Source organism: Hylemonella gracilis ATCC 19624 (assembly GCF_000211835.1).
GTDB classification, from domain to species: domain Bacteria; phylum Pseudomonadota; class Gammaproteobacteria; order Burkholderiales; family Burkholderiaceae_C; genus Hylemonella; species Hylemonella gracilis.
On record NZ_AEGR01000102.1, the window covers coordinates 32,709 to 58,074 of the forward strand.

At 66.6% G+C, this 25,366-nt stretch carries 22 protein-coding genes; 10 read left to right on the top strand and 12 right to left on the bottom strand.

The genetic code is table 11. The features are described from left to right. Positions 1 to 163 precede the first annotated feature (163 nt). Positions 164 to 1,342, bottom strand: a complete 1,179-nt coding sequence (locus HGR_RS15370) for an ATP-binding protein (protein ID WP_006299284.1) — start codon at positions 1,340 to 1,342, stop codon at positions 164 to 166. Continuing rightward, positions 1,336 to 2,064, bottom strand: a complete 729-nt coding sequence (locus HGR_RS15375) for a response regulator (protein WP_006299285.1) — start codon at positions 2,062 to 2,064, stop codon at positions 1,336 to 1,338. Before HGR_RS15375 ends, HGR_RS15370 begins: the two co-directional genes overlap by 7 nt. A 266-nt stretch (positions 2,065 to 2,330) precedes the next feature. On the opposite strand from HGR_RS15375, the gene xopAW reads away from it, so the two are divergent. After that, positions 2,331 to 3,149, top strand: a complete 819-nt coding sequence (gene xopAW / locus HGR_RS15380) for a XopAW family type III secretion system calcium-binding effector (protein WP_006299286.1) — start codon at positions 2,331 to 2,333, stop codon at positions 3,147 to 3,149. Between the two features lie 80 nt (positions 3,150 to 3,229). Here the strand turns inward: xopAW and HGR_RS15385 are convergent, their stop codons facing one another. Beyond that, the gene (locus tag HGR_RS15385; RefSeq protein WP_006299287.1) at positions 3,230 to 4,483 is read right to left on the bottom strand and encodes an MFS transporter; all 1,254 of its coding nucleotides are present in this window, start codon (positions 4,481 to 4,483) and stop codon (positions 3,230 to 3,232) included. 10 nt (positions 4,484 to 4,493) lie between these two features. Then, complete coding sequence (gene purN, locus HGR_RS15390) at positions 4,494 to 5,078, bottom strand: phosphoribosylglycinamide formyltransferase (RefSeq protein WP_006299288.1); 585 nt, start codon at positions 5,076 to 5,078, stop codon at positions 4,494 to 4,496. 96 nt (positions 5,079 to 5,174) lie between these two features. Here purN and HGR_RS15395 point away from each other — a divergent pair, with 96 nt between their 5' ends. The 3 genes from HGR_RS15395 to HGR_RS15405 are packed head-to-tail and all read left to right on the top strand — an operon-like array spanning position 5,175 to position 8,235. After that, complete coding sequence (locus HGR_RS15395) at positions 5,175 to 6,368, top strand: acyl-CoA dehydrogenase family protein (RefSeq protein WP_006299289.1); 1,194 nt, start codon at positions 5,175 to 5,177, stop codon at positions 6,366 to 6,368. Between the two features lie 26 nt (positions 6,369 to 6,394). After that, on the top strand, positions 6,395 to 7,510 hold the full coding sequence (locus HGR_RS15400; protein ID WP_006299291.1) for an acyl-CoA dehydrogenase family protein: 1,116 nt from the start codon (positions 6,395 to 6,397) through the stop codon (positions 7,508 to 7,510). 8 nt (positions 7,511 to 7,518) lie between these two features. Next, complete coding sequence (locus HGR_RS15405; RefSeq protein ID WP_006299292.1) at positions 7,519 to 8,235, top strand: VOC family protein; 717 nt, start codon at positions 7,519 to 7,521, stop codon at positions 8,233 to 8,235. A gap of 49 nt (positions 8,236 to 8,284) precedes the next feature. Here HGR_RS15405 and HGR_RS15410 read toward each other — a convergent pair whose 3' ends face one another. From HGR_RS15410 to HGR_RS15425, 4 genes are all read right to left on the bottom strand, one after another. Then, complete coding sequence (locus HGR_RS15410; RefSeq protein WP_006299293.1) at positions 8,285 to 9,568, bottom strand: TRAP transporter large permease; 1,284 nt, start codon at positions 9,566 to 9,568, stop codon at positions 8,285 to 8,287. A gap of 44 nt (positions 9,569 to 9,612) precedes the next feature. After that, a complete protein-coding gene (locus HGR_RS15415) occupies positions 9,613 to 10,125 on the bottom strand; it encodes a TRAP transporter small permease (RefSeq protein ID WP_006299294.1) in 513 nt (170 codons plus the stop codon). A 141-nt stretch (positions 10,126 to 10,266) separates the two neighbouring features. After that, a complete protein-coding gene (locus HGR_RS15420) occupies positions 10,267 to 11,247 on the bottom strand; it encodes a TRAP transporter substrate-binding protein (RefSeq protein ID WP_006299295.1) in 981 nt (326 codons plus the stop codon). Between the two features lie 195 nt (positions 11,248 to 11,442). Beyond that, positions 11,443 to 12,000, bottom strand: coding sequence for an HNH endonuclease (locus tag HGR_RS15425; RefSeq protein WP_006299296.1), 558 nt, complete (start codon positions 11,998 to 12,000; stop codon positions 11,443 to 11,445). A gap of 173 nt (positions 12,001 to 12,173) precedes the next feature. On the opposite strand from HGR_RS15425, the gene HGR_RS15430 reads away from it, so the two are divergent. The 5 genes from HGR_RS15430 (at position 12,174) to HGR_RS15450 (ending at position 20,463) form a co-directional block, all read left to right on the top strand. Continuing rightward, complete coding sequence (locus HGR_RS15430; RefSeq protein ID WP_006299297.1) at positions 12,174 to 13,292, top strand: bifunctional riboflavin kinase/FAD synthetase; 1,119 nt, start codon at positions 12,174 to 12,176, stop codon at positions 13,290 to 13,292. A gap of 148 nt (positions 13,293 to 13,440) precedes the next feature. Beyond that, the gene (ileS, locus tag HGR_RS15435) at positions 13,441 to 16,302 is read left to right on the top strand and encodes an isoleucine--tRNA ligase (protein ID WP_006299298.1); all 2,862 of its coding nucleotides are present in this window, start codon (positions 13,441 to 13,443) and stop codon (positions 16,300 to 16,302) included. A 40-nt stretch (positions 16,303 to 16,342) separates the two neighbouring features. Continuing rightward, positions 16,343 to 16,831, top strand: a complete 489-nt coding sequence (gene lspA / locus HGR_RS15440) for a signal peptidase II (RefSeq protein WP_039853831.1) — start codon at positions 16,343 to 16,345, stop codon at positions 16,829 to 16,831. A gap of 51 nt (positions 16,832 to 16,882) precedes the next feature. Then, complete coding sequence (locus HGR_RS15445; protein ID WP_006299300.1) at positions 16,883 to 18,541, top strand: Na/Pi cotransporter family protein; 1,659 nt, start codon at positions 16,883 to 16,885, stop codon at positions 18,539 to 18,541. Between the two features lie 224 nt (positions 18,542 to 18,765). Beyond that, on the top strand, positions 18,766 to 20,463 hold the full coding sequence (locus HGR_RS15450; protein WP_006299301.1) for a flagellinolysin: 1,698 nt from the start codon (positions 18,766 to 18,768) through the stop codon (positions 20,461 to 20,463). Positions 20,464 to 20,473: 10 nt separating this feature from the next. Here HGR_RS15450 and HGR_RS15455 read toward each other — a convergent pair whose 3' ends face one another. Next, entirely contained in the window at positions 20,474 to 21,277 is an 804-nt protein-coding gene (locus HGR_RS15455; protein WP_006299303.1) for an NUDIX hydrolase, read from the bottom strand. Between the two features lie 36 nt (positions 21,278 to 21,313). After that, complete coding sequence (locus HGR_RS15460; protein WP_006299304.1) at positions 21,314 to 22,309, bottom strand: quinone oxidoreductase family protein; 996 nt, start codon at positions 22,307 to 22,309, stop codon at positions 21,314 to 21,316. Positions 22,310 to 22,440: 131 nt separating this feature from the next. On the opposite strand from HGR_RS15460, the gene HGR_RS15465 reads away from it, so the two are divergent. Then, complete coding sequence (locus tag HGR_RS15465; RefSeq protein WP_006299306.1) at positions 22,441 to 23,364, top strand: DMT family transporter; 924 nt, start codon at positions 22,441 to 22,443, stop codon at positions 23,362 to 23,364. A 145-nt stretch (positions 23,365 to 23,509) separates the two neighbouring features. On the opposite strand, the gene HGR_RS15470 is transcribed toward HGR_RS15465, so the two are convergent. Together HGR_RS15470 and HGR_RS15475 are read right to left on the bottom strand one after the other, a co-directional pair. Then, entirely contained in the window at positions 23,510 to 24,298 is a 789-nt protein-coding gene (locus HGR_RS15470) for an SDR family oxidoreductase (protein WP_006299307.1), read from the bottom strand. A 168-nt stretch (positions 24,299 to 24,466) separates the two neighbouring features. Next, positions 24,467 to 25,363, bottom strand: a complete 897-nt coding sequence (locus HGR_RS15475; protein ID WP_006299308.1) for a DMT family transporter — start codon at positions 25,361 to 25,363, stop codon at positions 24,467 to 24,469. Positions 25,364 to 25,366: the final 3 nt, after the last annotated feature.

A 25,366-nucleotide genomic window follows, 5' to 3' on the forward strand; every position in this document is an offset into this window, starting at 1 on the left:
TGCATCAAGCCCGCATTGTCTCCCGCTCGCGCGCGCCCTGCGGCTTGAAGGGTTCTGGCGCTCACACCCCGCCCTACGCCGCCCTGAACCGCCCCACACCGTCTCGCATCGCGAAGAGCTGCCAGCTGGCCCGGGGCCTGGGGCCAGGGGCCAGGGGCGATGCTCAGTCTCGCGGCAGTTCCAGCACCGCCTGCAAGCCGCCTTGGGGCAGATTGCGCAAACTCAAGCTGCCGCGCTGCCGCCGCACGAGGTCGCGGGCGATGGCCAAACCCAGGCCCACGCCGCCCGTGTGCCGGTTGCGGGAGGCTTCCAAGCGGTAGAAGGGTTCGAACACCTGCTCCAGTTGATGCGGCGGGATGCCGGGCCCACGGTCTGAAATTTCAATGCGCACGCACGCTGGCTCGTCGCGCAGCACAACGCGGGCCTGCTCGCCGTAGCGCACCGCGTTGTCGATCAGATTCGCCAACGCGCGCCGCAGCGCCGAGGCCTGAGCACGCACCGGGCGCGCCGAGCCCTCGACCAAGACGGCCTCTGGGCCTGCGGGATGGTCATCGGCGAGGCTGGTGAGCAAGGCGCCGACATCCAGCCATACGACCGGCTCTTCGTCGGCCACGCCGCGCAGGTAGTCCAGCGTGGCGCGGATCATCTCCTCCATGCCGTCGATGTCGTGCTGAAAGGCCTGCCGCTCGCCGGGGTCGGCCAAGGACTCGGCGCGCAGGCGCAAACGCGTCAGCGGCGTGCGCAGATCGTGCGAGACGGCGGCCACGAAACGGTCGCGCTCCTCCAGCTGCCGACGCAGCTGGGCCTGCATCTGGTTGAAGCCCCGGCTGGCCTCCCGGAACTCCTGGGCGCCCTCCTCCGGCAACGGGGGCCGGTGCACGTCCTGGCCCAGCTCGCGCGCGGCCTGGGCCAGCCGACGGATCGGACGGGACAGCCAGCGAGCCCCCACCCAGGCGGCCAGCATCAATGCACCCAGCCGGACACCAATGTCCAGCAACATGCTCGCGCCCAGGTGCAAAGGCCCGCCGGGCGGTGGGGGTGGCCCCGCCGGTCGAGGCGGCGAGGCCGGCCACGCCCCAGGGGCAGCCCGGTCAGAGTGAGGAGCGAACTCAGGGCCAAACTCAGGGCGGAATTCAGGAGTGAACTCAGGACCGCCTGGCGGCGGCGCACGCCATTGAGGCGTGGGGCGTAACTCAAACATCAGCGTCAACGCCAGCAAATGGCTGGCCAGCACCGCGACGAAGAGCAGCAAGGCCAAACGCCCAAACAGCGTGGCGGGCAGCAAGCGCGAAGCCAGGGCGGAGATTTTTTTCAGCCAGGCTGGCACGACCACGGCTACCACGACGCCATCCCCTGCACCGAATTCACATTGAAGAGGTAGCCCGCCCCGCGCACGGTCTTGATCAGGGACGGCGCTTCCGTGTCCTCGGCCAGCTTCTGGCGCAGGCGTGACACCAGCAGGTCGATGCTGCGCTCGAAGCTGTCCATCGCCCGGCCGCGCGCCTGCTCCATCAACTGGTCACGCGTGCAGACCCGCCGCGGCATGCGCAGAAAGGTGCTGAGCAAGCGGAACTCGGCGTTCGACAAGGGCACCACGACGCCTCGCGGCGACAGCAGGTTTCTCTCTTGCAAGCGCAGCTCCCAGCCATCGAAGCACACGCGCCCGATCAGCGGCGGCTCGCCCGTGGGCCGGCTGGCGCGGCGCAGCACCGTGCGGATGCGCGCCACCAACTCGCGCGGCTCAAAAGGCTTGCAGAGGTAATCGTCCGCGCCCATTTCGAGACCGATCACCCGATCGTAGGCCTCAGCGCGGGCCGTGAGCATGATGATGGGCAAGCGGGCATATTGCCGTCGCAGCTCACGCGACAGCACCAGACCGTCCTCGCCCGGCAGCATCACATCCAGCACGACCAAGTCCGCCTCGTCTTGCGCCAGCGCCGCGCGCATCGCCGAGCCATCGCTCGCGATGCGCACCTCGAAACCAAAGCCAGCTAGGTAGTCGGAGAGCAGTCCGGTGATGCTTTCATCGTCGTCGACGAGCAGAACGCGCGGCTTGGAACTCATGGCACGGGGAGGCGAAATGGACAAGGGGATTCGGGTGACGTTGGAAAACGCAGCAATTGGGCCAAAAGTGTAGGCAGCACGACCCGTCCCGAAACAAAAAACTGGGCGCGGACCTCCCGGCAGTTCGTCGCTTAGCAAGGGCTTTCGTATCGGCCTCGATACAAGGCGCACAACAGGGCTTTACGACCTCTTCGAACAATGCACTGGTCGCCGTGCGTCCGTTGGGAACCGGCGACGCAACCCTCTTGGAACTGAAAGGAATCACCATGAGTAGCATCAGTGGAATCAGCGGCGCGAGCAGCGCCTGGTCTTCCATGATCGCCATGCGCGGCAATCGGCCGCCAGGTGGCAAGGACCCCGCCGAAATGTTCGCCAAGGTCGACACCGATGGCAACGGCAGCGTGGACGAAGCCGAGCTGCAGACCATGCTGGACGACATCTCTGAGAAAACCGGCACGAGCTTCGACGCCAGCGCCGGTGACATGCTCAGCAAGATGGACAGCGACGGCGACGGCAGCCTGAGCCAGACCGAACTCGACGAGGGCATGCGCAGCATCATGCCGCCGCCGTCGACGATGGACTTCGCCCAGTCGCGCGGCGCCGAAGGCGGCGGCGACGACCTGTTCGGCAAGATCGACACGGATGGCGACGGCAAGGTCAGCAGCGACGAACTGCAATCGCTGTTCGACAAGATGGGCGTCGAGGAAGACGCCACCGAGCGCTTCGCCGAGTTGGACACCGACGGTGACGGCAGCCTGAGCCAGACCGAGTTCGAGGCTGGCCGGCCCCAAGGCGGCATGCCCCCGCCGCCGCCACCGAGCGCGGACGCCAGCGACAGCAGTGACAGCACGACCGATGCATTGCAAGCGCTGCTCGACGCCCTGGACAGCAATGGCGACCACCAGGTCAGCGACGACGAGGCCCAGAGCTTTCTGGACCAGCTGAACGAAGAGCAGAAGGCCGCCCAGAGCAGCCAGGGCTCAAGCTCCAGCACGCAGCGCTTGACCCTGCTGGTGCAGCAAGCCTACGCCCAACTCAGCGCCACGTTCAGCAGCCAGGGCAGCACGGTGAACGCCACGGCCTGAACGCCTTGAACGAAGGACCGTCCGCCGCAACGGCTACTTGCGGCGGCCGTCCGTCCTGATCGGTTCAGCGCAGCTGGGCCTCAGCGCGCCGCCGCCACCAGGGTGCGCCGCGTGTGCCGCACGCGCAAGGCCGTCACGACCAAGGTCAGTTGGACCAGCGCGAGGCCGACGAACACGGCGCGCCAGTCCTGGTGGTCCATCAGCCAGCCAAACACCAGGGGCGACACCGCCTGGCCAATGTCCAGCCCGGCATACACCACCCCATAGACACGGCCACTGGCGTGTTCCGGCGTCGAGCGCTTGATCAGCAGGTCACGCGCGGGCCCCGCGAAACCCGCCGCCAGCCCCATGCCAGCGAACAGCACGGGCACCACCGCCGCGAACAGTGGCGCCAAACCCAGCACCAGCGAGATGCCGGCCGCCACGCCGAAGCCCGCGCCCACCAGACGCTCGCTGCGCGCCGCATCGGTGGCCAGGAAGCCGCCCACCACCATGCCGCAGGCACTGGCCACCATGTAGGCCGTCAGGCAGATCGCCACCCAAGCCTGGGGCATGGCATGCAACTGGCGCGCCGCCTCGGGCGCGTAAGCCTGCACCACGCTGAGCGCCGTGGCGAAGATGAAGAAAAAGGCAAAGCACATCCACACCGCCGGGATGCGCAGAAAATCCAACGCGCCCTCGGAACGCGCCGCGTGCGCGGCTTGCGCGACCTGCGTGCGCGCAGACGCGGCCGGCGGCGGCGCGGCCAACCGCCGGCCCTGCCAGACGCAGAGCAGCAGCACCCCCAGCACCACGCAGCCCGCGACGGCCAAGGCCACGCGCCAGGAATGCAGCATGGCCAGCGGCACCACCAAGGCCGAGGCCACGGCCCAGCCCAGGTTGCCGCTGATGCCATGCACGCTGTAGGCATGGCCCAGGCGCGGCCCGCTGACCTTGCGGTTGATCAGGGTGTAGTCCACCGGATGGAAGACACCGTTGCCCAGTCCACCGATGACCACGCAGGCCAGCAGCATCGCGTAACTGGTGCTGGAAGCATAGCCAAAGGCGGCCATCGCCAACAGCCCCAGACCGGCGTAGAGCACGGGGCGCGGACCGAAGCGGTCCACGAAAAAGCCCGACAGCGTCTGCGCCACGCAGGACACGACGAAAAACACCGACATCAGAAAACCCAGCTCGGCGTAACTGACGCCGAACTCGGTGCGCAGCCAAGGGAACAAGGGCGGCAACAGGAGCTGGCTGAAGTGGCTGATCAGGTGGGCCACGCCGATCAGACCAATCAGGCTGGCGTCTTGGCGCAGGGGAACGGGCGCGGCGGAAACGGTGGCGGTGTTCATGGTGTCGTCCTCACTTCGTGGCGCTCAGAAACTCCGCGACGGCGCGCGGGTAGATAAGGTGCTCTTGCGTGAGCACGCGCGCGGCCAGCGCGTCTTCGTCGTCGTCCGGCAGCACCGGCACCACGGCCTGGGCCAGGATGGGGCCGTGGTCGAGTTCCGCCGTGACCTGGTGCACCGTGGCCCCGGCGAATTTGCACCCCGCTTCGATGGCACGGCGGTGCGTGTGCAGGCCCGGAAAGGCCGGCAGCAAGGAGGGGTGGATGTTGAGCAGGCGCCCCGCGTAATGGTCCACGAAGCCGGGTGTGAGGATGCGCATGAAACCCGCCAGCACCACGAGCGTGGGCGCATGGGCATCGATGGCCTGCATCAGCGCGGCGTCGAAAGCCTCGCGGCTGGCATAGGCCTTGTGGTCGAGGACGGCGGTGGCGATGCCCTCCTCCTTCGCGAAGACCAGGCCCTTGGCGTCGGACTTGTTGCTGATCACGGCGGACACCCGGGCCTTGAAGCGCGCTGCCCAGTCCTCGCGGGCGGCGGCCCGCACGATGGCGGCCATGTTCGAGCCGCCTCCCGAAATCAGGATCACGATGTTTCTCATGCCCGGGATTATCCTTGTCGCAGCCTGGACAGACCGAAGCGAACGGTCGTGCTAAAACCGCTGCCCGCGCCAACACGACGATTCAGGAGACAGCCCATGGACTTGGCCTTCACCCCCGAGGAACAAAAATTCCGCGACGAGATCCGCGCCTGGGTGCGCGCGAACCTGCCCCCCGACATCGCCCACAAGGTGCGCAACGCCCTGCACCTGAGCCGCGACGATCACCAGCGCTGGGCCCGCACCCTGGGCCAAAAGGGCTGGCTGGGCTACGGCTGGCCCAGGGAATTCGGCGGACCGGGTTGGAACGCGGTGCAGAAGCACCTGTTCGAGGAAGAGTGCGCGCTGGCGGGCGCACCGCGCATCATCCCCTTCGGACCGGTGATGGTCGCTCCCGTCATCATGGCCTTCGGCTCGCCCGAGCAGCAGCGGCGCTTTCTGCCCGGCATCGCCAGCGGCGAAGTCTGGTGGAGCCAGGGCTACAGCGAGCCGGGCTCGGGCTCCGACCTGGCCTCCCTCAAGACCCGCGCCGAGCGCCGAGGCCCGCACTACATCGTGAACGGCCAGAAGACCTGGACCACGCTGGGCCAGCACGGCGACTGGATTTTCTGCCTGGTGCGCACCAGCACCGAAGGCAAGCCGCAGACCGGCATCTCCTTCCTGCTGATCGACATGAAGAGCCCGGGCGTGACCGTGCGCCCCATCATCATGCTGGACGGTGGACACGAGGTGAACGAGGTCTTCTTCGACAACGTGGAAGTGCCGGCCGAGAACCTGATCGGCGAGGAGAACAAGGGCTGGACTTACGCCAAGCACCTGCTCAGCCACGAGCGCACCAACATCGCCGACGTGAACCGCGCCAAGCGCGAGTTGGAGCGGGTCAAGGCCATCGCCAAGCGCGAGGGCGTGTACGACGATGCGCGTTTCCGTGACCAGATCGCCCTGCTCGAGGTGGACGTGGTGGCGCTGGAGATGCTGGTGCTGCGCGTGCTCTCGGCCGAGAAGAGCGGCAAGAACTCGCTGGACATCGCGGGCCTGCTCAAGATCAAGGGCAGCGAAATCCAGCAGCGCTACACCGAGCTGATGATGCTGGCCGCCGGCCCCTTCAGCCTGCCCTTCATCCAGGAAGCGATGGAAGCGGGCTGGCAGGGCGACTTCCCCGGCGGCTATCCCGGCGGCGACGTGGCCAATGCCCCGCTGGCCGCCACCTACCTGAACACGCGCAAGACCACCATCTACGGCGGCAGCAACGAAGTGCAGCGCAACATCGTGGCCCAGACCGTCTTGGGTTGATTCGAACAACGAAGCTGGAGACCGACATGGATTTTGATTTTTCCGACGAGCAGGAGCAGCTGCGCGACGCCGTGCGCAAATGGGTGGGCCGCGCCTACAACTTTGAGCGCCGCCGCGCCATCGCCCGCGATGGCGGCTTTTCCGGCGAAGCCTGGGGTGAGCTGGCCGAGCTCGGCCTGATGGGGCTCTACATCCCCGAGGACGAGGGCGGCTTGGGCATGGGCCCCATCGAGGGCATGGTGGTGATGGAAGAACTCGGGCGCGGCATCGTGCTGGAGCCGCTGGCGCAATCGCTGATCGCGGGCGGCGTCCTGGCCGGGCATGGACCGGGCGAGCTGCGGCAAGCCTGGCTGCCCGGCATCGCCAGCGGCGAACGCATCGTGGTGCTGGCGCATGTGGAACGCCAGGCACGCTACCGGCTGGAGGTCTGCGCGGCCTCGGCCACGCAAACCGGTGGCCACTGGGAGATCACCGGCCTCAAGAGTCTCGTGCCCGTGGGGGACCAAGCGGACGCCTTCCTCGTGCCGGCCCAGGTGCAGGGCAAGATCGCCCTCTTCCTCGTCGAGCGCAATGCCAACGGCGTCACCGCGCAAGGCTACGGCACGGTGGACGGCTCGCGCGCGGCGGAGGTGAGTTTCAAGTCGGCCCCGGCGCAACTCCTCACGACCGAGGGCCTGAACGCGCTGGCACATGCGGTGGACATCGGCCTCGCCGCGCTCTGCGCCGAGGCCGTGGGCGTGATGGACCAGACCCTGGCCGCCACGGTGGACTACATGAACACCCGCAAGCAGTTCGGCGTGACGCTGGCCACCTTCCAGGCCCTGCGCCACCGCGTGGCCGACATGAAGATGCAACTCGAGTTGGCGCGCTCCATGAGTTATTACGCCAGCCTCAAACTCAACGCACCGGCCGACGAGCGCCGCAGAGCCATGGCGCGTGCCAAGGTGCAACTGGGCCAGAGCATGCGTTTCATCGGTCAGCAGGCCGTGCAATTGCACGGCGGCATTGGCGTGACGGAGGAATTCATCGTGAGCCACTACTTCAAGAAACTCACGCAACTGGAGCTGAGCTACGGCGACACCCTGCATGCCCTTGGCGAAGTCAGCGCGCGCATGCAGGACACGGCGGGCGTGTTCGCCTGAGGTCCAGCATGGCGACCGGCGTGGCGTCTGGCATCGCATCGGCTGCCGCGTTGGCGGCCCGGGTGGATCATCTGGTGATCGCGGCCCACAGCCTGGCCCAGGGCCTGGCCTGGTGCCAGGCCGTGCTGGGCGTCGAGCCTGGACCCGGCGGTGAGCACGTGCTGATGGGCACGCACAACCGGCTGTTGGCCTTGAAGGACGGCGCGCATCCGGTGGCCTACCTGGAGATCATCGCGATCAACCCGCAGGCGCCCGCACCGGACCGCCGTCGCTGGTTCGATCTGGACGACCCCACCCTGCAAGCGGCCCTGCGCGAAGCACCCCGGTTGGTCCACTTCGTCGCGCAATGCGATGACGCTGCGCGGGCCTGCGCGGCCTGGTCAGCGCAAGGGATCGAGCGGGGGCCGCTGCTGCGCGCTTCGCGCCAGACGGCGGATGGCCTGCTGGAATGGCAGATCACGGTGCGCGAGGACGGGCAGCGCCTGTACCACGGCGCCTTGCCCACGCTGATCCAATGGGGCGAGACCCATCCCAGCGCCTCCTTGCCCGACCGCGGCCTGCGTCTGCGCGCGCTGCAGGCCACGCACCCCCAGGCCCAGGAACTGCGCGCCGCGTGCCAGGCCATCGGCTTGAGCCCACTCACCGTGGACGAGGGCCGCCCCAATCTGATCGCCGTGCTGCAAACGCCGCGCGGCGCGGTCCGGCTGGAATCCGGGGGCATTTGACCCACCTCATCCCCAGCCATCCCCGCACGCCGACGTGGGCGGGTGAACTTCAAAAACCCAGTGTGTGCGGCAGCCAGGTCGACAGGGCCGGCACGAAGGTCAGCAACAGCAGGACCGCGAGGTGCGCCCAGAGAAAAGGCGGCAGCTCACGCAGCAACGCGTTCATGGGCACGCGGGTCGCAACCGAGGTCACGAAGAGCAGGCTGCCGACCGGCGGGGTGATCATGCCCAGGGTCAGGTTGACGATGACCACCATCGCGAAATGCGTGGGGTCGATCCCCAGCGCGGCGGCGATGGGGGCCAGGATGGGCACCAGGATCATCACGCCCGGCAGCGGTTCCATGAAGATGCCGAACAGCAGCAAGAGCAGGTTGACGGCCAGCAGGAACATCCAGGGCGAGAGCTGCCAGTCGATGATGGTCTGCGACAGCGCTTGCGGCACGCCTTCCACCGTGAGCACCCAGGAAAAGGCCGCCGAGGCCGCCATCACCAGGAGGACCGAGGCCGTGAGCATGGCTGAACGCGCGGCGATGGCGGGCAGCGCCTTCCAGGACAGCGTGCGGTAGATCCACTTGCCGCAGACCAGGGCGTAGAACACGGCCACCACCGAAGCTTCGGTCGGCGTGAAGACACCGAAACGGATGCCCACGAGGATGAGCGCGATCAGCAACAGCGCGGGCAGCGCCTTGATGCTCGTCACCAGCATCTCGCGCGCCGGAGGACGCGGGTCGCCAGAACGGTAGTCGCGCGCCTTGCTGATGCGCCAGTTGACGCCGGCCATGGCCAGGGCGATCAGCAAGCCCGGCACGAATCCCGCCATGAACAGGCCGCCGACCGAGACCTGCTCGTCCTGCATGGCGTAGATGATCATGATGATGGACGGCGGGATGATGGGGCCGACGATGGCCGTGGCCGAAGTCAGCGCCGCCGCATAGGCCCGGCCGTAACCGGCCTTGTCCATCATCTTCACCATCATGGAGCCTGGACCGGCTGCATCCGCCAGCGCCGAGCCGGAGATGCCCGAGAACAGCGTGAGCGAGAGCACGTTGGCGTAACCCAGCCCACCGCGCAAATGGCCGACGAACTGGGCCGCGAAGCGCAGCAATACCGCGGTCAGCGCGCCGCCCGACATCAGCTCCGCCGCCAGGATGAAGAACGGCACGGCCATCAGCGGAAAACTGTCGATGCCCGTGAACATTTCCTTGAACACCACGAGCTGCGGGTAACGCCCGCCCACGGCCACCGCCAGGGCCGCCGAAATGATCAGCGCGAAGGCGACCGGAAAACCCAAGGCCAGCAGCACGACGACGGCGATGAAGAGGGTCAGGGTCATGGTGAGAGGCGCTGGAATCGGCGAGAAACGGCGGAGGCTTCGGATCAGATCGACGCGGCCGCTTCGGCGTCCATCTCGGACGACTCGGCGTGGCGGCCCTCCAGCACATAGGTCCGCGCGATGAAGAGCAGGTGCAGGAAGAGCAAGACAAAGCCCACGGGCATGGCCGCGTAGATCCACGCGAAGGGAACGCCCGTCGCCGCCGTGGTCTGGAAGCGCGTGGCCCAGACGTAGAGCGAGGCGTGGTAGGCCATGAGCAGGAAGGACAGGCCCAAGCAGGCGAGCACGAAGGCGCGCAGCCATCGCGCCCCACGGGGACCGACGGCCTGATGCAGATTGTCGATGGCCACATGCCCGCCAAAACGCAGCACAAGGCCCGCGCCCAGGAAGGTGATCCAGACCATCAGGTGGCGCGCCACCTCCTCGGCCCAGTAGATCGCGTCGCCCGTGGTGTAGCGCAGCACCACATTGGAGAAGACGATGCAGGCCATGACCAGCAGCAACACGATCAGCAGGCCGCGGTTGCAGGCGACCAGGGCACGCTCAAGACGCTCCATAGAACAATCCGCCCCTGGGCTTCGTCACACCATGCCGAACTGGCACGGCCTCAAGGCGCGGACGGCCAGCCAAGGGCCGCCCCGCAGCCCAGGCCGTCGTCCCACTCAAGGAGGAAGGCGCGCAGCGACTCAGGGGGCGCTTCATTTCACAGCGGCGATCTGGTCCAGGGTCTGCTGGCCGAACTTGGCCGCGTACTGCTGGTACGCCGGCGTCAGCGCGGCCTGGAACGGGGCCTTGTTCACCTGGGTCACGACGTTGACGCCGTGCGACTTGATTTCCGCCACGCCCTTGGCCTCGACGTCGTCGACGAAATCGCGCGAAGCCTTGGCGCCGATCTTGGCGCCTTCGATGAAGGCGGTCTTCTGGGCGTCCGTCAGCCCGTTGAAAAAGGCCGGCGAGACGATCAAGGCCACCGGCGCGTAGACGTGCCCGGTCAGCGTCAAGTTCTTCTGCACCTGCCAGAGCTTGGCCGAGACGAAGACCGACAGCGGGTTTTCCTGGCCGTCGATCACGCCCTGCTGGAGCGCGCCGATCACCTCGGGCCAAGCCATGGGCGTGGGCGAAGCGCCCAGGGTGCGGAAGGCCAGCAGGTGCACCGGGTTCTCCATGGTGCGGATCTTCAGACCCTTGAGATCGGCCGGCGTGTTCACCGGCAGCTTGTTGTTGCTCAAGTGGCGAAAGCCCTGCTCACCCCAGGCCAGGGCGATCAGGCCACGCTGCTTGAATTTGTCCAGCAGCCCCTGGCCGATGGGGCCGTCAAACACCTTGCGCGCGTGCGCGGTGTCGCGGAACAGGAAGGGAACGTCCACCACGCCGACCTCGGGCACGAAGTTGCTGAGCGCGCCGGTGGAGACCAGGATGGCTTCGATGGTGCCGAGCTGCAGACCCTCGATCAGCTCGCGTTCGCCGCCCAAGGCGCTGGCGGGAAACTGCTGGACCTTGAAGGCGTTGTTCGTGGCTTTTTCGACATGGGCCGCCCAGGCTTGGGCGCCCGCGCCGTAATGGGAGTTGAGCGCCAAAGCGTAGGCCATCTTGACCGGCTTGGCCGTCTGGGCTTGGGCCAGCCCCGTGCCGGCCAGCAAGGCCAGGGCGGCGGCGGTGAAGGTACGGCGTGCAAACATTGGAAGGTCTCCTCGTTCCTGGGTTTTTGTGTGAATGGTCTCGGTCTCTTGGCGCTTGCTAGCGTGCCAGACAAGGCTTTGTCTCATCGCGGGTTGTTTCCGGGCGTGGGAAAAACAAACGGCCTGTCGCGTCACGCGAAGGCCGGATTGTAGGGGCCGCCTCGAACGGGGCGGAGCCGATGTCGGGGGGCGCCGTCAGGCCAACAAGCGGGAAGATTTGGGCACGTGCGCCATCAGGAACTCCATCTGGTCAGCCAAGATGCGGCGGTTGCGCAGGATGAAGTCTTCCCACAGGCTGGGCACGTAGGGCGTGTACAGCAAAGGCATGTCCGCTTGCTCGGGCGTGCGGCTGCTCTTGCGGTGGTTGCAGGCGCGGCAGGCGGTGACCACGTTCATCCAGGTGTCGATGCCGTTCTGAGCGAAGGGAATGATGTGCTCGCGCGTGAGCTCGTCTTCATGGAAATGCTCGCCACAGTAGGCGCAGACATTGCGGTCGCGAGCGAAGAGCTTGGAATTGGTCAAGCTCGGACGCAGGTCGAAGGGATTGATGTTGGGGACGCCCTTGGTGCCAATGATGCTGTTGACCGTGACCACGGACTGCAGGCCCGTGATGGCGTTGTGCCCGCCGCGGAAGACGGCCACCTCACCGCCTGCCTCCCAGCGCACCTCGTCGGCGGCATAGTGCAGCACCGCTTCCTCCAGCGAAATCCAGGACTGGGGCAGTCCCTGGGCCGAGAGCTTAAGAACCTTCAACACGTGCCTCCTGATGGTCAAACCAAGCCAGCAAACGGGAATTTCGGGCAATGCGACAATATACCCCCAATTCGTGAACGTGGCGCCACAGAACCCTTTGACGGCCCGCCATTGCAAGCCGCGACGCTATCAAAACCGTATCAACCCGCAACGGTCCCACGACCGTCCCCGCCTTGAAAATCTTTCGCGGTTTCCACCATCCAGGCCTGGCCGGCGCGCCAGCGCCCGAGGAATCAGGCGGCCGGCCCATCGGCACCGCCGTCACCATCGGCAACTTCGATGGCGTGCACCGGGGCCACCAGGCCATGCTGGCATTGCTGCGCAGCGAGGCCGAACAGCGCGGCATGCGCAGTTGCGTGCTGACGTTCGAACCGCACCCGCGTGACTACTTCGCCGCGCAGGCACGCAAGCCGGAATTGGCGCCCGCGCGCATCTCCACCCTGCGCGACAAACTGGCCGACTTGCGTCGGGCGGGGATCGATCAGGTGGTCGTGCTGCCGTTTGACTCCCGGCTGTCCACACTCTCGCCCCAGGCCTTCATCGACGACGTGCTGCTGCGCGGCCTCAACACCCGTTACCTGCTGGTGGGCGACGACTTCCGCTTCGGCGCCCGGCGCGCGGGCGACTACGCACTGCTCGACGCCGCCGGTCAGGCCCAGGGCTTCGATGTCGCGCGCATGAACAGCTACGAAGTGCACGTGCCCGGTCCGACGCCCGGCGGCGCCAGCCAACGGGTGTCCAGCTCCCTGGTGCGCGCCGCCCTGGCCGAAGGCCGCATGGACGACGCAGCCAAGCTGTTGGGCCGGCCCTACCACATCAGTGGTCACGTGCTGCATGGCCGTAAGCTCGGGCGCGAACTGGGCAAGAACCTGGGGCCGAACGCACCGGGCGGTGGCCAGGGCTTTCGCACGCTCAATCTGCGCTTCGCGCACTGGAAACCCGCCGCCAGCGGCATCTTCGCCGTGCAGGTGCACGGCCTGACCAGCAGCGCAGAGGCGCCATTGCGGGGCGTGGCCAATCTGGGCGTGCGGCCGTCCCTGGACCCGAGCGACGTGAACGGGGGCCGAGTGCTGCTGGAAACCCATGTCTTCGACTGGCCCGCCGAACTGGGCCTCGAAGGGGGCTACGGTAAAATCATTCGCGTGGAACTGCTGCACAAACTGCACGACGAACTGAAGTACGACAGCCTGGACGCCCTGCAAGCGGGCATCGCCCAGGACTGTGAGCACGCCCGTGCCTGGTTCGCCACCCACACCCAGACGCGCCGCCAGACCACGCGCGACCGAATTTGACCGGCGGCCGGTTCCCGGCGAGCCAAAGGCGCACAGGCGCCAGCGCCGCTGGGTCATTCGCCGACTGTCCCGCCAGCCCGATCCATTCTGTCCGCCCGGTCCCCGTCACGGACGCCGGACCCGCCCTCTGACTTTTCCCCGCCGTCCCATGTCTGAACAAAGCCCCGATCTCCGCAGCACCCTCAACCTGCCCGACACGTCCTTCCCCATGCGCGGCGACCTGCCCAAGCGCGAACCCGCCTGGGTGGAGGAATGGAACGCCAAGGAAGGTGACGCGGGTCTCTACAAGCGCCTGCGCGTGGCCCGGGCGGGCAAGCCCAAATTCATCCTGCACGACGGTCCACCCTACGCGAATGGCCAGCTGCACATGGGCCACGCGGTCAACAAAATCCTCAAGGACATGATCACCAAGGCGCGCCAGCTTGAAGGCTATGACGCGCTGTACACGCCGGGCTGGGACTGCCACGGTCTGCCGATCGAAAACGCCATCGAGAAGAAGTTTGGCCGCAACCTGAGCCGCGACGACATGCAGGCCAAGAGCCGCGCCTTCGCCACCGAGCAGATCGCGCAGCAGATGGCCGACTTCAAGCGCCTGGGCGTGCTGGGCGAATGGGACCGGCCTTACAAGACCATGAATTACGCCAACGAGGCGGGCGAGATCCGCGCCTTCAAGCGCGTGATCGAGCGCGGCTTCGTCTATCGCGGCCTCAAGCCCGTGTACTGGTGCTTCGACTGCGGCTCCTCGCTGGCCGAGTTCGAGATCGAATACGCCGACAAGCAGAGCGAGACCATCGATGTGGCCTTCAAGGCCCACGACCCGGCCAAGCTCGCGGCGGCCTTCGGCCTGCCGGCCCTGCGCCAGGACGCCTACATCGTCATCTGGACCACCACCGCGTGGACCATCCCGGCCAACCAGGCGCTCAACCTCAACCCCGAGTTGCCCTACGCCCTGGTGGACACCGAGCGTGGCCTGTACATCGTGGCCGAGTCCCTGGTCGAGTCCTGCATGACGCGCTGGGGCCTGCAAGGTCAGGTGCTGGCCGTGGTGCCGGGTGAAAAGCTCGCCGCGCTGGAATTCGAGCATCCGCTGCACGACGTGGACGCCGGCTACCGCCGCGTGTCACCGGTCTACCTGGCCGAGTACGCCACCGCCACCGACGGCACGGGTATCGTGCACTCGGCGCCCGCTTATGGCCTGGACGACTTCAACTCCTGCGTATCGCACGGCATGAAGTACGAGGACATCCTCAACCCGGTTCAGGGCAACGGCGTCTACGCGGCCGACTTGGCGCTGTTCGGCGGCCAGCACATCTGGAAGGCCGTTCCGGTGATCATCGAGGCGCTGAAGAACGCGGACCGCCTGCTGCACACCACCACCATCACCCACAGCTACCCGCATTGCTGGCGGCACAAGACGCCGGTGATCTACCGCGCCGCCGCGCAGTGGTTCATCCGCATGGACGAGGGCGAGGGCGTGTTCACCAAGGCGGGCGACAAGCCGGTCAAGACCCTGCGCCAGCTCGCGCTGGACGCCATCGAGCAGACCAGCTTCTACCCCGCCAACGGCAAGGCGCGCCTGCACGACATGATCGCCAACCGGCCCGACTGGTGCATCTCGCGCCAGCGCAGCTGGGGCGTGCCCATCCCCTTCTTCCTGCACAAGGCCACGGGCGAGCTGCACCCGCGCACGATGGAGATCCTGGACCAGGCCGCGGCCATCGTCGAACAGGGCGGCATCGAGGCCTGGAGCCGCGTGACGACGGCAGAAATTTTGGGCGCCGCCGACGCGCCCCACTACGACAAGAGCAGCGACATCCTGGAAGTCTGGTTCGACTCGGGCTCGACCTTCTGGCACGTGCTGCGCGGCACGCACGCGCCGGGTTTCCACGAAACCGGCCCCGAAGCCGACCTCTACCTCGAAGGCCACGACCAGCACCGCGGCTGGTTCCACAGCTCCCTGCTGCTGGCCTGCGCCATCTACGGCCGCGCGCCCTATAAGGGGTTGCTGACCCACGGCTTCACCGTCGACGCGCAGGGGCGCAAGATGAGCAAGTCGCTGGGCAACGGCATCGACCCGATGGAGATGAGCAAGAAGCTCGGGGCGGAAATCATCCGCCTCTGGGTCGCGGCCTCCGACTACTCGGGCGACATCGCGGGCGACGACAAGATCCTGGCGCGCGTGGTGGACGGCTACCGCCGCATCCGCAACACCCTGCGCTTCTTGCTGGCCAACATCAGCGATTTCGACCCGGCCAAGGATGCCGTGCCAGCCGATCAACTGCTGGAAATCGACCGCTACGCGCTGGCGCGGGCGGCCGAGCTGCAGGCGGAAATCCTCGATCACTTCAACAAATACGAGTTCCACCCGGTGGTGGCCAAGCTGCAGCTCTACTGCTCGGAAGACCTGGGCGGTTTCTACCTGGACGTGCTGAAGGACCGGCTCTACACGACGGCGCCGAAGTCCCTGGCGCGCCGCAGCGCCCAGACCGCGCTGCACCAGATCACCCACGCCATGCTGCGCTGGATGGCGCCTTTTCTGTCCTTCACGGCGGAAGAGGCTTGGAAGATCGTTGGACAGCCGGAAACCGGCCATGACTCCATCTTTTTCGAGACCTTCCGCAGCTTCCCCGCGCCGGACTCGGCACTGCTGGGCAAGTGGCAGCGACTGCGCGAGATCCGTGATGTGGTGAACAAGGAGATCGAAGCGCTGCGCGCTGAAGGCAAGGTGGGTGCCTCGCTGCAAGCCGAAGTCGCGCTGAGCGCGAACGCCGCCGACCATGCGCTGCTGGCCAGTCTGGGCGAAGACCTGAAGTTCGTCTTCATCAGCTCGGCGGTGACGCTGCAATCTGGTGCCGACTTTGCCGTGCATGTCGCGCCCAGCTCCGCCACCAAATGCGAACGCTGCTGGCACTACCGCGATGACGTGGGCCAGGACTCCGCCCACCCCACGCTGTGCGGCCGTTGCACGAGCAACCTCTTTGGCTCGGGTGAAAAACGCCTGTTTGCCTGAACCACTGAACCTGAAACTCAACCTCAACGCGAAAGTACCCATGTCCACCCGTGGAAGCCAAGGCCTGCTGCAGTGGCTCGGCGTCGCCGCCCTGACCCTGCTGCTCGATCAGTTCACCAAGCTGCTGATCCTGATGAACTACAACTACGGTCAAGCCACCTACGTGACCGACTGGTTGAACATCGTGCGCGTGCACAACCGCGGCGCGGCCTTCTCCTTCCTCGCCAACGCCGACGGCTGGCAGCGCTGGTTCTTCATCGTGCTGGGCGTCGTCGCCGTGCTGTTCATGGTCTACCTGCTGCTCAGCCACGCGGGCCAGCGCCTCTTCTGCTTCGCCCTGGCCCTGTTGATGGGCGGTGCCGTGGGCAATGTGCTGGACCGGCTGATCCATGGCTACGTGGTGGACATGATCGATTTCCACATCGGACGCTGGCATTTCCCTGCCTTCAACCTCGCTGACTCGGCCTTGACGCTGGGCGTGGTCTTCCTGCTGATTGACGAACTGCGCCGCGTGCGGCGCACCCGGTAAACCGTGCCCGGGGCGTGCTTCGAAGGCGTATAGTTTCAGGTCCTTCGTCCTATGAAACATCTGCTGAATTTGCTCGCGGCCATTGCGCTGCTGGTCTGGGGTACGCACCTCGTGCGCACCAACGTGTTGCGCGTCCTTGGCAGCAACCTGCGGCACTTCCTCGCCGCCAGCATGGGTAACCGCTTCACGGCCATGCTCTCGGGCCTGGGTGTCACGGCGGTCGTGCAGTCCAGCACAGCGACCGCCCTCATCACCTCGGCTTTCGTCGGCCAAGGCCTGATCGCCCTGCCGGCCGCGCTGGCCGTGATGCTGGGCGCGGACATGGGCACCAGCCTGATGGCGGTGGTTTTTTCCTTCGATCTGTCCTGGCTGTCGCCGTTGTTCATCTTCCTTGGCGTGACGCTCTTCATCGCGCGCCAAGGCAGCACAACGGGTGACGTCGGCCGTGTGCTGATCGGTCTGGGCCTGATGCTGCTGGCCCTGCAACTGGTGGGCGAGGCCACGACGACGCTGACCCGCAATCCGGCCGTGCAACTCATACTCGGCCAGCTCGCGAGCGACCGACTGCTGGAAATCGTGATCGGTGCGCTGCTCACCGTGCTGGCTTATTCCAGCCTGGCGGTGGTGCTGCTGGTCGCCACCCTGGCGCTGCAGGTCATCACGATCGACGTGGCGCTAGGCCTGGTGCTGGGCGCCAACCTGGGCAGCGGCCTGCTGGCGGTGCTGACCACCCTGCGCGCCAGCCCCAGCACGCGCCAGGTGCCGCTGGGCAACCTCATCTTCAAGGGCCTGGGCGTGCTGGTGGCCATCCCCTTGGTGCCGTATTGGCTGCGCGGCGCGCAATTCCATGTGCAGGACCCGGCGCTGCTGACCGTGCTGTTCCATCTGAGCTTCAACATCGCCACGGCGCTGATCTTCGTGGGGCTCACCCACCCTGTCGCGCGCTGGGTGGAGCGCCTGCTGCCGCGCAACAAGGCCTCGGCGCTGGAACGGCCCCAGCACCTGGACCCTTCCGCGCTGGCCACGCCCTCGCTGGCGATCTCCTGCGCGGCGCGCGAGGCCATGCACCAGGCCGACGTCGTGGAAACCATGCTGCGCGGGGTCCTCGCGGTCATCAAGGACAACGACCTCAAGCTGGCCGAGGAACTGCGCAAGATGGACGATACGGTGGACAGCCTGTACTCGTCCATCAAGTACTACCTGACCAAGCTCTCGCGCCAGCAATTGAACGAGGCCGACAGCCGCCGCTGGACCGACATCATCAGCTTCACCATCAACATGGAGCAGATCGGTGACATCGTGGAGCGCATCCTGCTCGACATCGAGGACAAGAAGATCCGCAAGGGACGGGCCTTCTCGGAGGCGGGCATGGCCGAGATCTGCGAGATGCATGAACGCCTGATCGCCAACATGAACCTGGGCATGAGCGTGTTCCTGAACGGCAATGTGCGCGACGCGCAGCGCCTGCTCGAGGAAAAAATGCGCTTTCGCGACCTGGAACGCGCCTACGCCACCAGTCACCTGGAGCGTCTGAGCGGACAAACCGTGCAGAGCATGGAAACCAGCTCCCTGCACCTGGACCTGATCAGCGACCTCAAGCGCATCAACTCGCACATCTGCTCGATCGCCTACCCCATCCTGGATTCGGCCGGCGCGCTCGCGCCCACGCGGCTGCGCATGCCGCCCGAAGCCCCCTCGCAGAAAAACTGATCCAGCCCGGAACGCGGCGAGCACGGGTTTACCCGGTGCATCCCGTCGGCGCGGGCCGGCGTCCTGCTTTTCCGCGGATCAAACCCTCAAGTCGCCCTCAGGCGCGCCGAAAACGAGGATGAAACCCCGTCTTCTGCCCGCCTGTTTCCAACCGGCGGGTTGTGCCGTGGTTGTAGTGATCGAAGAAAACGGTTCCCCCAGGACACCCCTCACCCGGACTGCCCGTGGCGCTGACGATCAACACCAACATGCTGTCGCTGACGGCCCGGAGGAATCTGGCCGGCAGCGATGCGTCGTTCACGACCACGATCCAACGCTTGTCCAGCGGCCTGCGGGTCAACAGCGCCCGCGACGACGCCGCCGGCCTGGCCATTTCGGAACGCTTCACCAGCCAGATCCGCGGACAGCAGCAGGCCATGCGCAACGCGAACGACGCGGTATCGCTGCTGCAGACGGCGGAGGGCGCGATCTCCAACGTCTCGGGGGGCTTGCAGCGCATCCGTGAGCTATCGATCCAGTCCGCCAACGCCACCAACTCGGCGTCGGACCGGCGCGCCTTGCAGCTTGAAGTCAGCCAGTTGCTGGCCGAGATCGACCGGGTGGGTGTCAGCACGGAGTTCAACACGCTCAAGGTGTTTGATCAGTTCCGCAACAAGATGGTCGGCGGCGGCACCACGGGCGACCTGGACAAGGACGCCGTGATCGAGGGGCTGCAGGGCGGCTGGCTGGAAAACACCGAGCAGATGATCCAGGCCGCATATGGCATCGCGGGCAGCGGCAACACCTTCACCATCGACCTGAGTGTCTTCACCGATGGCGCGGGCGGCACCGCGGCGCGGGTCACTTCGCTCGCTGGCCCCAGTGGCCCGGGCACCAACATCACGCTGGAAATCGACATGGCGGATTTCGTTCCGCCCAACCTGCCCAACGGAGGCACGGCACCGTTCTACAGCGATCGCATCATCGCCCATGAAATGGTGCACGCCATCATGGCCACGGGGCAGAGTTGGGGCGAACTGGTCAACGATGGCGGCGCCACTTGGTTCCTGGAAGGCGTGGCCGAGTTCATCCATGGCGCGGATGAACGGGTCCAGGCCGACGGCGTGCCCGCGACACTGGCCGACAACATCTCCGCCTGGGGCGGCACGAGCGTGGACTACTCCTCGGCCTACACCGCCGTGCGCTACCTGCACACCATGACCGGCGGCAATGGCGTCAAGGACATGCTGCAGTACCTGCAAGGCACGCCGGGCCAGACACTGGATGACGCGTTCGCGGCCGTGACGTCTTACGCCAGCACGGCCGCTTTCGTGGCCGACTTCAACGCCAACAAGGCCGCCTTCATCTCGACGTTCAACTTCGGCAACGCCGACACCGGGGCAATCGGAGGCGCGGATGTGGATGGTGGTCCTTCCATGAGCGCCGAAGACATCGTGAACGATTCGGGCAGCACCATCAGCACCAATGTGCTGTCCGGCTTCAACGAGGTCTGGAAGGAATGGGAAGAAAGCAGCGGGGGCGGCACCGGCAACATCCTGCGCTTTCACATCGGGGCCAACGCCAAGCAGACCATCGACGCCGCCATCGGTGGGATGAACCTGGGCGCCCTCAACCTCACGGACGTGGACATCAGCGACGTCAACGGCGCCAACAAGGCCATCCTGCGCATGGACCAGGCGCTCGAATACACCAGCCGCCTGCGCGCCAACTTGGGGGGGCAGATGTCGCGCCTGGAGCAAACCATCGCCAACCTGCAGATTTCCGCCGAGAGCCTGACCGCGAGCCGCTCGCGCATCGTGGACGCGGACTTCGCGCGAGAAACCGCCGCGCTGTCACGCGCGCAAGTGCTGCAACAGGCGGGCACGGCCATGGTCGCGCAGGCGAACCAAATCCCCCAAGGCGTGCTGGCGCTGCTGCGTTAGCGTCGCGCGCTCAGCCCGCAGGCTGAACCAGGTCCGGCGCGAGTATCAGCGCGGCCTCCAGCGTGTACCGCCCGGCCGCCACGTCCGCGCGCACGCGATCGGGCGAGACGAGCTCGAAACGCTCCACTTCGCCATCCTGATTGATGGGTTCGATCCCCGCCGGCACCGTGCAACGGTACCAGTCGATGCGCTCCACGGTGTAGCCCACGCCCGAAGCGACATCGCTGGGCTTGCGGATTTCCAGCACACCCGCGTGAGCCACGTCATGCAAGGCGTCCAGTCTCAACCCAGCTTCTTCCCAGGTCTCGCGGGCCAGCGCCTGTTCCAGCGTGTCCGCCGCGCTGACCATGCCGCCCATCAGCGTGTCCCACAAGCCGGGGTCATTGGCCTTGTCCAAGGAACGGAGTTGCACCCAGACGCGATGCGGTTCGTCCTCGCGCAGCGATGCCGATACACCGTGCAAGTGCACCGCGCGCGTGGCGATGCCCAGCGCACGCACGGCGGCACGTTCGATCCGACCCACGGGTTCGCCCAGTTGCACGCCCTCCGACTCGGCATGCACCGGCAGCAGTTCATCGCGCCAAGCGCCGAGCAGGCCGCGCTCGCGCAAGGTTTGCGCCAGCGTGGCCAAGGTCGCGTCGGGACGGCTGAAGGCGTGGATGCACCAACCCGCCTCGAAGGAGGCCAAGGCCAGGGCGTGCGCCACCTCCGGCACGACCGAACCGATGCGCAGAGGTGCTGCCGCGCCGATGCGCAGCCACAGGGGGTCACGCGCTTGCAGCGGCGCGCGCTGATAACGCAGCAGATCAGTCACCGGCGGAGGCTCCAGGTCAACATGAGGCGGCCTGACTCACAGCGTGAGGATGGTGCTGCCGGTGGTCTTGCGGGCCTCGAGGTCGCGATGCGCCTGCTGCACGTCTTCCAGCTTGTAGCGCTGGTCGATGTTGATCTTCACCTTGCCACTGGCCACGACCGCGAACAGCTCATCGGCCATGGCCTGGGTGCTCTCACGGGTCGCGATGTGCGTGAACAGGGTTTGGCGTGTCACGTAGATGGACCCCTTGGGGCCCAGCAGCCCCGGGGCAAACGGCGCCGGTGAACCCGAGGAATTGCCGAAACTCGCCATCAGCCCGAAGGGCCGCAGGCAGTCCAGGGATTTGTCCCAAGTGTCCTTGCCCACGCTGTCGTAGACCACCTTCACGCCCTGGCCCCCAGTGATCTCCTTGACGCGAACCAAGAAATCCTCGGTGTTGTAGTTGATCACGTGGGCCGCACCGTTGGCCTTGGCCAGGGCGCACTTCGCGTCGGAACCTGCGGTGCCGATCAGTTGCAGACCCAGTTCGCGCGCCCACTGGCAGGCGATCTGGCCCACGCCGCCCGCGGCCGCGTGGAAGAGCACGAAATCGCCGCGCTGCAGTCCCTCGACCGGCAACGTCTTCCTGAGCAGGTATTGCGCGGTCAGGCCCTTGAGCATCATGGCCGCACCGGTCTCGAAGGAAATGCCGTCGGGCAGCTTGCACACGCATTTCGCGGGCATCACGCGCACATCGCAATAGGCACCGGGCGGCTGGCTGGCGTAGGCCGCGCGGTCTCCGATCTTCAGATGCGTGACCCCCGCGCCCACGGCTTCCACCACGCCCGCGCCCTCCATGCCCAACTGCAGAGGCATGGGAAAAGGGTAAAGACCGGTGCGCTGGTAGACATCGATGAAATTCAGACCGACCGCGTGGTGGCGGATGCGGATCTCGCCTGGGCCCGGCTCGCCCACCGTCACCTCGACCACCTTCATCTCTTCCGGTCCGCCGCTCTTGTCGATGCGAACGGCGCGGGAACGAATCTGACTCATGGAAAACATCTCCTCTGTGCACACGCCGGGGCATTCTAAGGGCCGCCCGCTGTTTCGCGGGCGACAGCCCCCCCCTGCGCGGCAAGATGGCGCAGGCACGGCGTGTGCCCACGCTTGCTACAGTGCGGACCATGTCAGACACCACAAACCCTCGCTCCCACAGTCTCACCCTCTCCACGCTCGCGTTACTCACCCTTCCCCAGATCCTCTGGGCGGGCAACGCCATCGTCGGCCGCTTGGTCGTGGACCTGGTGCCCCCCTTGATGTTCAACTTCCTGCGCTGGTCGCTGGCCAGTCTCGTGCTGCTGCCGCTGGCCGCCTGGGTCTTGCGGCCCGGCAGTGGCTTGTGGGCGCACCGCTGGCGCTTTGCCTGGCTCAGCCTCTTCAGCGTGGGCGCCTACAACGCGCTGCAGTACATGGCGCTGCAAACCTCATCGCCCATCAACATGACCCTGGTGGGCAGCAGCATGCCGATCTGGATGCAATTGGTGGGTCGCGTCTTCTTCAAGGAACCGGTCTCGCGCCGCCAGATGGCGGGTTCGCTGCTGTCCATCGCGGGCGTGGTGCTCGTGCTCAGCCGCGGCAGCCTGGACACGCTGCGCAACTTCCACCTGCTGCCGGGAGACTTCTACATCCTGATGGCGACCATCTGCTGGGCCGTCTACAGCTGGATGCTGGTTCGGCCTCAGGGTGAGCCGCAGGCCATCCGTGGCGATTGGGCGGCCTTCCTGTTCGCGCAGACCCTGTACGGCTCGGTCTGGGCCGGCATGTTCGCGGCGGGTGAAACCGCGCTGTCCGACCAGGCCATCGTTTGGGGCTGGCCGCTGGTACTCGCCCTGATCTATGTGGTCATCGGCCCGGCCGTCCTGGCCTACCGTTCCTGGGGTGCCGCGGTGCGGCGCGCCGGCCCCACCATCGCCAGCTTCTTCATCTGCTTCATCCCCTTCTTCACCGCCCTGCTCTCGGCCCTGCTGCTGGGCGAGATGCCGCAGCTCTACCACGGCGCGGCCTTCCTGCTGCTGATCGGCGGAGTCATGGTCGCGTCGAAAAGGTAAGCCCCCCTGAGTCGCCTGCGGCGCCTTCCCCTAGGGGGACGACACCAGCCGCCCGGCCAAGCCGGTTCGGCGGTGTCCCCGGCCCGATACTGGGCGCATGCCCTGGCTTACCCGCCCAACAAGGCGCGGCGCCTGGGGGTGAGTCTCAATACGTGCCGGGATACGCACCGCCATCGGCCAGGACGTTCTGGCCATTGATGTAGCCCGCGTGCACGCTGCACAGAAAGGCGCAGATCGCGCCGAATTCATCGGGGGTGCCGAAACGCTGCGCGGGCACGGTCTGGCGGCGCGCGTCGGCAATGGCTTCGATCGGCTTGCCAGTCTTCTGGGCCGCGCCGACCATGGTGGCCTTCAGCCTGTCGGTGTCAAAAGCGCCAGGCAACAGGTTGTTGAGCGTCACGCCCTTGCTCGCGATTTGCGGGTTGCGCGCCAGGCCCGCGACGAACCCCGTCAGGCCGCTGCGCGCGCCATTGGACAGGCCCAGGATGTCGATCGGCGCCTTCACCGCGCTGGAGGTGATGTTGACGATGCGCCCGTAGCCCCGCGCGGCCATGCCGTCGATGGTGGCCTTGATCAGCTCGATGGGCGTGAGCATGTTGGCGTCCACGGCCTTGATCCAGGCTTCGCGATCCCAGCTGCGGAAGTCGCCAGGCGGCGGACCGCCCGCGTTGGTGACCACGATGTCGTAGTCCTTGCGTTCGGCGAAGATGGCCGCGCGCCCCTCGGGCGTGGTGATGTCCACCGGCACGGCGATGACTTCCACCCCAGGCGATTCGGCTTTCAGACGCGTGGCGGCGTCCAGCAAGGCATCCTTGCCGCGCGCGACGATGACGACGTTCACGCCCTCTTTCGCTAGTGCTTGCGCACAGCCGTAGCCCAGTCCCTTGCTCGCGCCGCCGACCAGCGCCCATTTGCCCTTGATGCCCAAATCCATTTGCTTCCTCTTTAAGAAAATTTCAATAATGAAAAAACACTTGACTGCCTATACCCCACCCAGGGCGCTCGCGGAACCGGCTTTGCCGGGCCGCTGAGTGCGCCCCCTCCGCGTGCGGGAGGGGGTGGCGAAGCGCCCAGCGGGCGCGCAGCCTGGGGGTAGTCATTTCTATTTCTTGCTGAACAGAAAAATTCCGGTGAGCACCAGCGCCGTGCCCGCCAGCACCCACAAGGTCAATGGCTCATCGAGCAGCAGCGCGCCCATCAGGATGGTGGACAGCGGCCCGACCATGCCAGCCTGGGCCGCCGCCGCGGGACCGATGCGCTTGATGCCCATCATCACCAGCAGCACGGGCACCGCCGTGCACGCCGTGGCGTTGAGCAGCGAGAGCCAGAGCACGGGCGGCGCGACCTGCATGGCCGAGATCGGCCGCAGCAGCAGGAACTGCGCGATGCAGAACAGGCAAGCGGCCGAGGTCGCCCATCCCACCAGTCGCAAGGTGCCCAGGCGCTGCACCATCTGGCCGCTGTAGACCAGGTAGACCGCGTAGCTGATCGCGCTGCCGAAGACCAGCAGCACACCCAGGAGCACATGGCTGCCCTGCAGGCTGACTTCGTGGCCAAAGACCAGCAGCACGCCCGCGTAGCTGATGGCCATGGCCAGCATCTGCCGCGCGGACACCTCCTTGCGGTAGAGCAACCAGCCCAACAACATGACAATCGTCGGGTTGAGGTAGAGGATCAGCCGCTCCAGCGAAGCGGTGATGTAGGCCAGGCCGGCGAAGTCGAGAAAGCTCGCGAGGTAGTAGCCCGTGAGCCCCAGGCCCAGGATGCCCAGCCAGTCCTTGCGGGTCAGCGGGGCCTGCCCCCGGCCGCTCCACCAGGCCATGCCCAGGAAAATGGGCAGCGCGAACAGCATGCGGTACATCAACAGCGTGACCGCGTCCACGCCGTGTCGGTAGGCCAGCTTGACGATGATCGCCTTGCCGCTGAAGGCCACCGCACCCACGGTGGCATAGATCAGACCGGTGGCCCGGTCCCCTTTGTGAGTGAGAGCCGCCTGCATCAG

Excerpts from the sequence above, each read along its gene's own strand:
- HGR_RS15375 (WP_006299285.1), bottom strand. The coding sequence starts at position 2,064 with ATGAGTTCCAAGCCGCGCGTTCTGCTCGTCGACGACGATGAAAGCATC.
- xopAW (WP_006299286.1), top strand. The coding sequence starts at position 2,331 with ATGAGTAGCATCAGTGGAATCAGCGGCGCGAGCAGCGCCTGGTCTTCC.
- HGR_RS15385 (WP_006299287.1), bottom strand. The coding sequence starts at position 4,483 with ATGAACACCGCCACCGTTTCCGCCGCGCCCGTTCCCCTGCGCCAAGAC.
- purN (WP_006299288.1), bottom strand. The coding sequence starts at position 5,078 with ATGAGAAACATCGTGATCCTGATTTCGGGAGGCGGCTCGAACATGGCC.
- HGR_RS15395 (WP_006299289.1), top strand. The coding sequence starts at position 5,175 with ATGGACTTGGCCTTCACCCCCGAGGAACAAAAATTCCGCGACGAGATC.
- HGR_RS15400 (WP_006299291.1), top strand. The coding sequence starts at position 6,395 with ATGGATTTTGATTTTTCCGACGAGCAGGAGCAGCTGCGCGACGCCGTG.
- HGR_RS15405 (WP_006299292.1), top strand. The coding sequence starts at position 7,519 with ATGGCGACCGGCGTGGCGTCTGGCATCGCATCGGCTGCCGCGTTGGCG.
- HGR_RS15410 (WP_006299293.1), bottom strand. The coding sequence starts at position 9,568 with ATGACCCTGACCCTCTTCATCGCCGTCGTCGTGCTGCTGGCCTTGGGT.
- HGR_RS15415 (WP_006299294.1), bottom strand. The coding sequence starts at position 10,125 with ATGGAGCGTCTTGAGCGTGCCCTGGTCGCCTGCAACCGCGGCCTGCTG.
- HGR_RS15420 (WP_006299295.1), bottom strand. The coding sequence starts at position 11,247 with ATGTTTGCACGCCGTACCTTCACCGCCGCCGCCCTGGCCTTGCTGGCC.
- ileS (WP_006299298.1), top strand. The coding sequence starts at position 13,441 with ATGTCTGAACAAAGCCCCGATCTCCGCAGCACCCTCAACCTGCCCGAC.
- lspA (WP_039853831.1), top strand. The coding sequence starts at position 16,343 with ATGTCCACCCGTGGAAGCCAAGGCCTGCTGCAGTGGCTCGGCGTCGCC.
- HGR_RS15445 (WP_006299300.1), top strand. The coding sequence starts at position 16,883 with ATGAAACATCTGCTGAATTTGCTCGCGGCCATTGCGCTGCTGGTCTGG.
- HGR_RS15460 (WP_006299304.1), bottom strand. The coding sequence starts at position 22,309 with ATGAGTCAGATTCGTTCCCGCGCCGTTCGCATCGACAAGAGCGGCGGA.
- HGR_RS15465 (WP_006299306.1), top strand. The coding sequence starts at position 22,441 with ATGTCAGACACCACAAACCCTCGCTCCCACAGTCTCACCCTCTCCACG.
- HGR_RS15470 (WP_006299307.1), bottom strand. The coding sequence starts at position 24,298 with ATGGATTTGGGCATCAAGGGCAAATGGGCGCTGGTCGGCGGCGCGAGC.
- HGR_RS15475 (WP_006299308.1), bottom strand. The coding sequence starts at position 25,363 with ATGCAGGCGGCTCTCACTCACAAAGGGGACCGGGCCACCGGTCTGATC.